Source organism: Phyllobacterium sp. P5_D12 (assembly GCF_054049495.1).
Genome location: NZ_JBFUMG010000638.1, coordinates 1 through 2,383, shown reverse-complemented (window position 1 = coordinate 2,383; position 2,383 = coordinate 1). Strand labels below are relative to the sequence as shown.

Genomic DNA, 2,383 nt, shown 5'->3' with positions numbered 1-2,383 from the left:
ATCTATTGCTTATCCATCGTCCCGATCCGTTGATGTATGCCGATGCAACAGCGGCAGCGCTTGAGGCTATCGTCAAGGCGGGAAAGGTGAGAGCAGTCGGCGTCTCCAATTTTTCCCCTTCGCAGTTCGATCTGCTCGCTTCCCGATTGCCCTTTCCCTTGGTTACCAACCAGATCGAGATGTCGGTCCGGAATACCATGCCGCTTTCGGACGGCAGTCTCGATCACGCACAACGCCTGCGTTATGTGCCTATGATCTGGTCTCCGCTGGGTGGCGGTAGTCTGTTCACGGGTGATGGGGTGCAGGAACGACGCGTGCGAGAGGCTTTGAAAGCGGTTGCAGATGAGATCGGCGGAGCCGACATAGCTGCGATAGCCATCGCATGGCTGTTGCGCCATCCGGCGCGGCTGATTCCGGTGCTTGGAAGTCTCAAGGTCGAACGGCTGACGGCGATGGTATCTGCGCTGGATATCGAACTCGATCGCCAGCAGTGGTTTGCGGTATTAAAGGCAAGTACCGGCCACGACGTTGCCTGATCAGGCGGCGTGTTCCCGTTCGGGCAGTGTCTCCATGCCCTTGCTCTCACGGATCAGATTGAAGAACCGACGGAACAGATAATGTGAGTCCTGCGGGCCGGGCGATGCTTCGGGGTGATGCTGCACTGAAAAGACCGGACGGCCGACAACGCGCAGGCCGCAATTGCTGCCGTCGAACAACGAGATATGGGTTTCTTCGACACCATCCGGAAAGGACTCTGCATCGACGGCAAAGCCGTGGTTCATCGAAACGATCTCGACCTTGCCCGTGGTGTCATCGCGCACCGGGTGGTTGGCGCCGTGATGGCCCTGGTGCATCTTCTTGGTATCGCCGCCAAGTGCGAGCGCCAGCATCTGGTGACCGAGGCAGATGCCAAAGACCGGAATGTCGGTCTTGATAAGTTCCTTGATGGCAGGAACCGCGTATTTGCCAGTCGCCGCCGGGTCACCTGGTCCATTGGAGAGGAAGATGCCATCCGGTTTATAGGCCAGAACGTCTTCGGCGGTGGCCGAAGCCGGGAGAATAGTGACTTTTGCACCAAGACCGGCGATGAGCCGCAGGATATTGCGCTTGATGCCATAGTCGATGGCGACTACGTGGAATTCCGGCGCTGTTTGCTCGTCAAAGCCTTCGTTCCAGACCCATGGCTTCTCGGTCCAAACGGAACTCTGCCCCGAGGTAACGTCTTTAGCGAGGTCGAGATCAAGCAGGCCATGCCACGCTGCGGCGCGCTTTTTCAGCGCTGGGATATCGAACTTGCCGTCCGGGTCATGGGCAATCACAGCGTTCGGCATACCCTTCTCGCGGATGAGAACCGTCAGGGCACGCGTGTCGACGCCAGCCAGAGCAATAACGCCGCGCGCTTTCAACCAATGGTCCAGATGGTCGGCAGCGCGATAGCTCGAAGGCGCCGTAATGTCGGCTTTGAAGATTGCGCCAACCGCACCGGCACGATTGGCCGGCGTCAGATCTTCGATGTCTTCCTTGTTGGTGCCGACATTGCCTATATGCGGAAAGGTGAAGGTAACGATCTGGCCTGCATAGGACGGATCGGTGAGAATTTCCTCGTAGCCGGTAAGCGCGGTGTTGAAGCAGACTTCCGCTTCGCAGATGCCGGTCGCGCCAAGCCCCTTGCCTTCGACGACGGTGCCATCGGCCAGAACCAGCAATGCCGTTGGCTTGAATTCAGTCCAGCCCGCGGTCTTTGATGATGTACCGGCGTCTGTCGTGGTGTTAGTGGTCATGCGGCACTCCTGAGCGTGGGCTTGCGGCGTTGCCGGCGTTGAAAAACGCCGTCCAACGTTCCATATGACATGGCTGAACGCGGTGGTGACTTGGCTCCCCACCGCAGCAACAACAAAATGTCTGGCTAAGACCCAGTCCATAAACAAAGCGGCGCTCAACGTCAATTGCGATACAGGAACTCTTCGCGGAATCATGCCGGCATCGGTATTTTCGCGATCATTGTCTTTGTTCGCCGTCAACATTAGGGTGCGCGGAACCAGGAGGCTTTAGATATGCGCGATACCATCGCAGCGGCACTGACCACAGCCATTAAAGCACAAGACAAGCGCCGCGTGCCGACGCTGCGCCTGATCATGTCCGCTATCAAGGATCGCGATATTCTCAACCGGGGTTCGGGCAAGGAACCCGCAACCAATGATGAGATAAGCTCCATTCTTGCCAAGATGATCAAGCAGCGCGAAGAGTCGGCAAAGCTTTACGAAGATGGCAACCGTTCGGAACTCGCCGCGCAGGAACGTGCGGAAATCGAGATCATTCGCGACTTCATGCCGAAGCAGTTGAGCGATGTGGAGATTCGCCTTGCGGCCAAACAGGTTATTGA

At 57.5% G+C, this 2,383-nt stretch carries 3 protein-coding genes; 2 read left to right on the top strand and 1 reads right to left on the bottom strand.

All coding sequences use genetic code 11. The features are described 5' to 3' along the window. Positions 1–536: aldo/keto reductase (locus ACXJ5O_RS24610; protein WP_457302198.1), on the top strand; the 536-nt coding region annotated here is incomplete at its 5' end. Here ACXJ5O_RS24610 and carA read toward each other — a convergent pair. Then, complete coding sequence (carA, locus tag ACXJ5O_RS24605) at positions 537–1,781, bottom strand: glutamine-hydrolyzing carbamoyl-phosphate synthase small subunit (RefSeq protein WP_457302197.1); 1,245 nt, start codon at positions 1,779–1,781, stop codon at positions 537–539. A 273-nt stretch (positions 1,782–2,054) separates the two neighbouring features. Here carA and ACXJ5O_RS24600 point away from each other — a divergent pair. Beyond that, positions 2,055–2,383: GatB/YqeY domain-containing protein (locus ACXJ5O_RS24600; protein WP_457302196.1), on the top strand; the 329-nt coding region annotated here is incomplete at its 3' end.

Excerpts from the sequence above, each read along its gene's own strand:
- carA (WP_457302197.1), bottom strand. The coding sequence starts at position 1,781 with ATGACCACTAACACCACGACAGACGCCGGTACATCATCAAAGACCGCG.